This window comes from Arthrobacter sp. 05L421, from assembly GCF_056397785.1.
In genome coordinates, this window is sequence record NZ_JBFTOC010000043.1 from 1 (window position 1) to 7885 (window position 7885).

Here is a 7885-nt window from a genome sequence, read left to right on the forward strand (position 1 = left end):
CAATCTGCGCCAGCGGCGCTTCGCCCTTGCGGGCCACATCAATAACATCCTGGCGGAACTCCGCCCCATAAGCCGTGGGCATGGTCAACATCCTTCCACGAGCACAAGCTCGCTAGGTCAAGGAGTCAACAAAACCGGGGGCAGTCCCAGATGAGGTCAATAGGGCGTAGACGCCAGGCCTGACAATGAGATGTTTAGGAAATCAAAGGTTTCAGTGGTTTGACACCTGACTAGCCGTCCTCCCAAATCGCCCTTTTGAACCTAACGAATTTACCCGGCATCCTAGGCGGTGTTTACAATCCTGTGAACCGGCGGTAGGGCCCTGCCCGTATCGGATCTGCCGGGTATCCACCCTTCCACTGCACCGTGTGCTGTCCCGCCACCGGCTGGCAAAACTGACCTGGCTGGACCCGGAGCACGGGGAGAGTAGTCCGCCGCTACTGACATAACGGATCCCGGGGATCGGGTCCATGTCGACATCAAAAGGCTTGGCCTGCTCGGATGTCCTGTTGGCTGCGAACGGTGTCTGGCCATGCTAGTGCCCGAGGTGCTCCGCCCGGGCCTACCAGGCTCATGCCTTGCTCTTGGCCTGCGCGAGCAACCGCTTCGCAAGCTCCTTCTGATCGATCTCTCCCGTCACAGGACCGATCATCACCCCCGTCATCTCGGTCGTGGACTCTGACACGGCCCTCTCCTTCGGATCAGGCCGGACCCACACCGTTATTCCCAGTGTCACAATTTTGGTGTGCCGGTTGGTTCGCTCCATCGTTTTTCGCCTTCGTGGCTTATGTCTGTAGTGCGGCCGGCTGGCGCGGAGGGACCGGTCGGTCTGGCTTGAGAGGAGCGTGGCATCGCCCCTGACTGGGATATGCCGACCGGCCGGCCCTGCATCCCGACCCGTAGAAGAAAGGAGACAAGACCATGGTGATCATCGGAATCGATGCGCACAAGCGCTCCCACACGGCCGTGATCGCGGACACGGTTGGCAGGCAGCTCGCGGTCAAGACGATCGGCACGACCAGCAACGACCATCTCGCCCTGCTGGCATGGGCGAACAAGCATGATGACCAGGAACGGCTTTGGGCGATCGAGGACTGCCGGCATCTGAGCAGACGATTGGAACGCGACCTGATCGCGGCGGGCGAACAGGTCGTGCGGGTGCCTCCGAAGCTGATGTCCCATGTTCGGGACAGCGCCCGCACGTTCGGCAAGTCCGACCCGATCGACGCTCTCTCGGTCGCACGTGCCGCCCTGCGAGAACCCGATCTGCCCGTCGCACGTCTCGACGGCGTCGAACGTGAGATCCGCCTCCTGGTCGACCACCACGAGGACCTCGTCGCTGAACGGACCCGCGTGATCAGCCGGCTCCGCTGGCACCTGCACGAGCTCGATCCTGCATGGGCGGCCCCGGCCAACTTCGACCGGGCCAGCGCGTTCGCACGTATCAAATTCCACCTGGACGGCTTCGCCGGGATCGTCGCCGACCTCGCTCAACGGCTCCTCACCCATCTGCACCGCCTCACCGAGGAGATCGATGAACTCACAGCCGAACTCAGCCGCCGGATCCCGGTCATCGCTCCGGCACTGCTGGCGATCTTCGGTTGCGGGTCCTTGACGGCGGCGAAGATCCTGGGAGAGACCGCCGGCGTTACGCGATTCCGCTCGAAGGACGCCTACGCACGCCATAACGGCACTGCCCCGCTGCCGGTGTGGTCTTCGAACAAGGCCCGGCACCGACTCTCCCGGACCGGGAACAGACAGCTGAACGCGGCGCTGCACCGGATACGCTCACCCAGGCCCGCTGCCATCCGGGCGCGCGAGAGCTTCTGGCCCGCCGCAAAGCAGGCGGGGACGGCGGCATGGAAGCACTGCGCGTCCTCAAACGCCGACTATCCGACGTCGTATACCGAGCCCTGATCGACGATCACAAGACCTCCGCAGCCAGCACGCTCATCCTCGCCGCTTGACGGAGGAGCTAGAGACAGTCCCGATCGGGGTCGGCCGCCCACCTCTGTTGCTGGGCAGGCAGCCGACCGGGGAGAGAGTCAAGCGCTTACGAGATCCGACCAGGCAGCTAGCTCAAGCCCGTGAGCGTCACTGACTGATCTATTTGTGACCTTGCCTCCAGCGATATTGAGCCCGGCAGCCAGCGCAGTGTCCTTTTCGAGGGCCTTCTTGACCCCTAGGTTCGCCAAAGCAAGGGCATAAGGCAGGGTGACGTTGGTTAGTGCGTAGGTGGAGGTGCTAGGAACCGCTCCTGGCATGTTGGCGACGCAATAGAACACTGTGTTGTGCACTCGGAATGTTGGGTTCTCGTGGGTAGTGGGTCGAGTGTCCTCGAAGCAGCCCCCCTGATCGACGGCGATGTCCACAAGGACACTTCCTGGCTTCATTCGAGACACCAAGTCATTGCTAACAAGCTTGGGAGCCTTCGCACCAGGAATGAGCACTGAACCAATTACGAGGTCCGCTTCAGTCACGGAGCGTTCGATTTCGAGGCTGTTCGAGGCGATGGTTTTTAGGCGACCCGCGTACTGGGCATCGAGTTCTCGTAGGCGCGCGACATTGATGTCGAGGATGGAAACGTCTGCACCGAGACCGACGGCCATTGCTGCAGCGTTGGTCCCGGCAACTCCTGCGCCCAGGATTGTGACTTTCGCCGCGCGCACGCCCGGAACCCCACCCAGAAGCACGCCCTTCCCTCCAGCAGGAGCCATCAGGGAGTTCGCGCCAACAGTTACCGCGAGCCGGCCCGCCACTTCACTCATTGGAGCCAGAAGCGGCAGGAAGCGGCCTGCTTGAACTGTTTCGTAGGCGATGGCCGTAACACCCGCCGTCAGCAACGCTTCTGTAAGAGCTGGCTCGGCTGCAAGATGCAAGTATGTAAAGAGCGTTAGCCCCTCTCGGAAGTGGCGGTATTCAGAGGAAATCGGTTCCTTGACTTTCAAGACCATTTCCGCCCTTGCCCACAACTCGTCCACATTCTGAACGATTTCGGCGCCGGCGAGCATGTACTCCTGATCGCTGATGCCTGAACCCTCTCCGGCACCAGACTCGATGAGTACGTGATGTCCGTTGGCCTTCAATTCGTGCACGCCTGCCGCCGTGATTGCTACACGAAACTCGTTGTTCTTAATTTCTTTAGGAATAGAGACGATCATGTGAATTACCTTCTGAATAAAAGGGAGATTTAAGGGGTTAAGGGAAAAGAGAAAAGGGTAGGGCCGTTGCCTTCAACTGCGCAGTTTCTGGGATCGGCGCTGAATCAACCGGGGTCGGACTTGAGTTGATCAAACAGTCCAACGGTCGAAGCTCCAGCCAATTGAGATGGCGAACCAAGTGCTGCAGATTTCGTCAGAATGACCTCTCCGCGTGTCCTGCCAAATGCCTGTTGTTTATAGATCGTGGGATTCGTTCCGTTTTACTTGCCGATCGGCAGCTGTATTTGCCTTGCATTGGCGTTAGTCGGCGTGGCCTAGTTGCCTGGGACGCCGAGCTTGTGGGGCGCAGCCAGAGGACTGCACACTCACTTCCGGAAATGCGGTGCATCTCATGCACAGCTTCCACCCGTTCGAGCTATGTAAAGAGTGCGGCGCCAGAAGTAAGCCGGGGGGCTGCGAGGTACTGCGTATTGGCCCGCCGCGGCCTCATGGACGCTTTCGCCGTTTCCTGACAAAGAGCACCTTAAGCCAACTGGACGGCTCTCTTGTTCATGAACTCTTCAATACCAAGGGCGCCGAGTTCGCGGCCAATACCTGAGCGCTTAATACCTCCGAAAGGCAGGTCAGGCAGCGAACCCGGCGGCGTGTTGATTGTGACCATTCCTGACTCAAGCTGGTCACCCACCCGCTGGGCACGGGCAGGATCTGCACTGAAAACGCTAGCGCCGAGGCCATAAACTGAGTCGTTGGCCAAGGCAATAGCTTCGTCCTCGGTAGCGGCCCGGTAGATCACAATGGCCGGGCCGAAAAGCTCCTCAGAGTATGCGCGCATTTCCTGTGTCACTCCGGTCAGGACCGCTGGCTCGACAAAAGCGCCTGGGAGGTCAATATGCTTCCCGCCGCTGAGCAGAGAAGCTCCTTTTTCGACTGCGTCCTGAATTTGCTCGATCAGCTCGTTGGCGGCTCGCTGAGACGAGAGCGGGGCGAGCGTAGTCTGCGGATCACGAGGATCACCTGGCTTGAACTGGGACATGCGCGCGGCGACTTTGTCGACAAACTTTTCATACAGGTCGTCCAACACAATGATTCGCTTGGGAGAGTTGCAGGCCTGGCCGTTGTTATACATCCGCGCGTTGACAACTGTTTCAACAGTCTTGTCCAAGTCGGCAGTATCGAGCACGATCAATGGGTCTGATCCGCCCAGTTCCAGAACGCACTTTTTCAGATGGCGTCCGGCTGTGGCAGCCACCGCCGCGCCAGCCCGTTCGCTTCCCGTGAGAGAGATGCCCTGGATGCGTTCATCGGCGAGCATCCAGGCAATTTGTTCGTTCGTTGCGTAGAGGTTGATGTAGGCATCTTCAGGAACGCCGGCATCGTGGAGGAGCTGCTCGATTGCTGCAGCCGAGCGGGGGCAGTTGGGCGCATGCTTGAGCAGGATGGTGTTGCCCAAAACCAAATTTGGCGCAGCAAATCGGGCAACTTGGTAGTACGGATAGTTCCACGGCATAACACCGATCACAGAACCGACGGGCCGCTTTTGTATCAGCGCTTTGCCGCCCCGGATGTCCAGCGGTTCGTCCGCGATCAGCGCCGGCCCACTCTCGGCATAGTAGGTGAAGATGTCAGCGGATAGCTGGACTTCGCCCCTGCCCTCATCAATCCTTTTGCCCATCTCTTGAGCAATGATGACGGCAAGTTCCTCACTCCGCTCGCGGAAAAGCTCGCCGGCGCGCTTTACAGCCAAGACCCGTTCTTCGACCGGGCGATCCCGCCACAACCGGTACGCCTCATGTGAGCGGGTAATCGCTTCGCTCACATGCTCGTCAGTTGCAGCTGGAAACTCTTCTACTAGCAAGCCAGTTGCAGGATTAACGATCTGGTACATCTACGACTCCATCCTGAGCGGCCCATGAAGGGACGCTAGACGTTACCTAGGCAAGGTCAACAATAATAACCAACCCGCCAATTGAAAGTGTACTCCGTTAGGAGCCCACTCCCTAGTAGAGCACGTTCGTGACGCGCGGCACAAGCGGCGGTTTTTCTAGCTTAGAAAACCATGACGCCACCCATCCCCCTGTCCCCGCAGTGACCGCAATCCGGAACTGGATGTAGACCTGGCGGAACTTCTCGCCCATTGATGAGAGGAAAAAGGTGGATCCCACGCTACGCTGCCTCGGCTCGGGCGAGCGGGCCGAAGGCGGAGGCGGAGGCTTCCTGACATCCAGCCCTGGGAGCTCTCAGCTGGGGTCCGGGGTGCAGCCAGGCCGTTACGAGGGAGTGACAGCAGGCGCGGCGGTAGCGGTGGAGCATTTTCATTCCTAGTGGCCAAACGGAAATCGTACGCATGCCTCGAGCCACTATCGGGTGGTAGCCGCCTCGCCTAATAGTCCCGTATGAGATCGCACGCCTAGCCGCTGCTTTGTCGCCAGCACGCTTGTATACGTGCTCCGGCACCCTGTCGGAGTCCGCTTTATTGCTGATGCCAGGGCGGGGCCAATTGCTCGCCGCCGATGACGTCGGGGAAATAGCGGCCGTGGGCATAAGCCATAAAGGCGAAGCTCTAGTCTGCGCGCCAGGAAGGGGTCGTTCAGTCAGTGCTTAGGAAACACTCAGGACATGGCCTGCATGGCGGCGGCTATGCGTCTGCGCGGCAGAGTCCCGTCCGCGGGGAAGGGGCTCGCAGCCCGCATATAGAAAAACCCGTATCGAACCCGCCCGATCGCCCAGGCAAAGTGAGCCGGCCCCCGACCCGTCTTGCGGCGGGCAACTACCTGTCGTACGCCCAGCCAAGGGAATGCTCGGGGTGCCGGGAAGAGGACGCCCCCGAGCCCTGTGACCGCAAATAGGAAATTTTTCGTGCTCCACTTCACACGGGCAGGGTCGTCATGCTTTACTGATTGCACGCTTCGATCGGAGTATACGTTCAAACAACGTTTCCAGCATTCGGCTCTTCCTTGGACCCCTACGACGTGATCCCTGTATTGCAGAGCCCCGTCGCACCATCGATGCGGCGTTTCATCAAGCTTCTAATAGTCCACCCTGAGTGCAAAGATTCCACCAGGGTGGAAGAACTGCTGGCGCCGCGTATATCGCTGAACCAGTAGAACCGTAAAGAAAGTGGCTCCGACATGATTTCTTCCACTTCCCAAGCCGCCTCGCCGGAGGCTGGTGCAGCAGCCCCTGGCTTTAAACGTGTGCTCGGCTTGCCGGCACTGGTCCTCTTCGGGTTGGCCTACATGGTGCCGTTGACGGTATTCACAACCTTTGGGTATGTGAGCGTCCTGAGCGAGGGGCATGTTGCGGCGTCCTACGTTGTGACTCTGGTTGCGATGCTATTCACGGCAACCAGTTATGGCGCGATGGTGAAGGCGCACCCGAGCTCGGGTTCTACCTACACGTTCGTGAGGCGGACGTTTGGTGCCAATACGAGCTTCCTCGTTGGTTGGGCCTTGATGCTCGACTACATTCTGCTCCCCATGATCTGCTACCTGTTTTTGGGCATCTATTTGCAGCCCTTTACTCCGAACGTGCCAGCCGCTGTCTGGATCGTCGGCGCTGTTGCCCTCGTCACAGTGCTGAACATCTTCGGCATCAAGATGGTGGCCAAAATGAACCTGGTTTTGGTCGGGTTCCAGGTGGTCTTCGTTGCTGTCTTTATTCTGGCTTCCGTCCAAAAAATGGGCGGTCAGGACTTACCGTCACCCTTCACGCCCTTCTTCTCCCCTGACATGCCCATCGGCGGCGTCATCGCCGGCGCTGCAATGCTTTGCCTTTCATTTCTGGGCTTTGATGCGGTGTCCACGCTGTCGGAAGAGACCGATAATCCGAGGGTGAAAATCCCCAGGGCAATCCTGCTTTGCACTTTGCTAGGCGGGGGTCTCTTCATGGTCATCGCTTATGTTGCGCAGATGGTCTTCCCCGGTTACTCATTCGTCAACATCGACGCTGCCACCTTGGAGATCATGACCCACGCAGGCGGAGATTGGTTGGCCGTGTTCTTCACCGCCGCCTACTGCGCTGGACTTTTTGCTTGCGCTATGGCATCCCAGGCGAGCGTGTCACGCATTCTCTACGCAATGGGAAGAGACGCCGCACTACCGAAGCGCGTCTTCGGGCAAATGAACAGCCGCTTCAACACCCCGGTCAATGCGACCGTCATTTCGGGTGCATTTGGTCTCACCGCGCTTTTCGTCGACGGGACGACCGCCGCGGCACTGATCAGCTTCGGAGCCCTTTCGGCCTTCACCTTCGTGAATCTGACTGTCATCAAGCACTACGTGATCGACAAGGGTAACCGCGGGGCACGCACAATCCTCCGTTACGCAGTCCTTCCGGGCATAGGTGTGGCCCTCACATTGTGGCTCTGGAGCCAGCTCACGGAAATCGCCTTCTGGGTGGGCTTCATCTGGGTCGGTCTGGGCCTGGTGTGGTTGCTGTTCCTCACCCGCATGTTCCGCCGCAGACTGCCAGAGGTCACCTTTGAGGAAAGCGAGACACCAGAACTCCCTCCCCGTTAGGAAACAACACCAGGAACTCCTAACCGGCAAAAGAATGGCACCACCTTAGTGCCAGACACCCCGTCCGCTTGCCACTTTGCACGGGCAGGCGGGATTCACCTAGAAAGAGAGAACTATCATGTCAACGCCAACCGAAACGCTTGCACCTGAGACGTCAGCAGCGGCTAAAGAGTCCTCTGAACTACAGGATCTTGCCCAAAAGCACCT

At 59.2% G+C, this 7885-nt stretch carries 4 protein-coding genes and 1 pseudogene; 3 read left to right on the forward strand and 2 right to left on the reverse strand.

All coding sequences use genetic code 11. The features are described from left to right. Positions 1–337 precede the first annotated feature (337 nt). Both AC1DKQ_RS22150 and AC1DKQ_RS22155 read left to right on the forward strand, forming a co-directional pair. A pseudogene (locus tag AC1DKQ_RS22150) lies at positions 338–493 on the forward strand (IS481 family transposase); the annotation flags it as partial. A 428-nt stretch (positions 494–921) separates the two neighbouring features. Next, on the forward strand, positions 922–1917 hold the full coding sequence (locus AC1DKQ_RS22155) for an IS110 family RNA-guided transposase (RefSeq protein ID WP_476920249.1): 996 nt from the start codon (positions 922–924) through the stop codon (positions 1915–1917). A 128-nt stretch (positions 1918–2045) separates the two neighbouring features. Here AC1DKQ_RS22155 and ald read toward each other — a convergent pair whose 3' ends face one another. Further along, positions 2046–3161 (reverse strand): alanine dehydrogenase, encoded by a 1116-nt coding sequence (gene ald / locus AC1DKQ_RS22160; RefSeq protein ID WP_476920250.1) that lies wholly within the window; start codon positions 3159–3161, stop codon positions 2046–2048. A 523-nt stretch (positions 3162–3684) separates the two neighbouring features. After that, positions 3685–5046 carry an NAD-dependent succinate-semialdehyde dehydrogenase gene (locus AC1DKQ_RS22165; RefSeq protein WP_476920251.1) on the reverse strand — a complete coding sequence of 454 codons (1362 nt, stop codon included), beginning with the start codon at positions 5044–5046 and terminating at the stop codon, positions 3685–3687. A 1243-nt stretch (positions 5047–6289) separates the two neighbouring features. Here AC1DKQ_RS22165 and AC1DKQ_RS22170 point away from each other — a divergent pair. Next, entirely contained in the window at positions 6290–7678 is a 1389-nt protein-coding gene (locus AC1DKQ_RS22170; protein WP_476920252.1) for an APC family permease, read from the forward strand. Positions 7679–7885 lie beyond the last annotated feature (207 nt).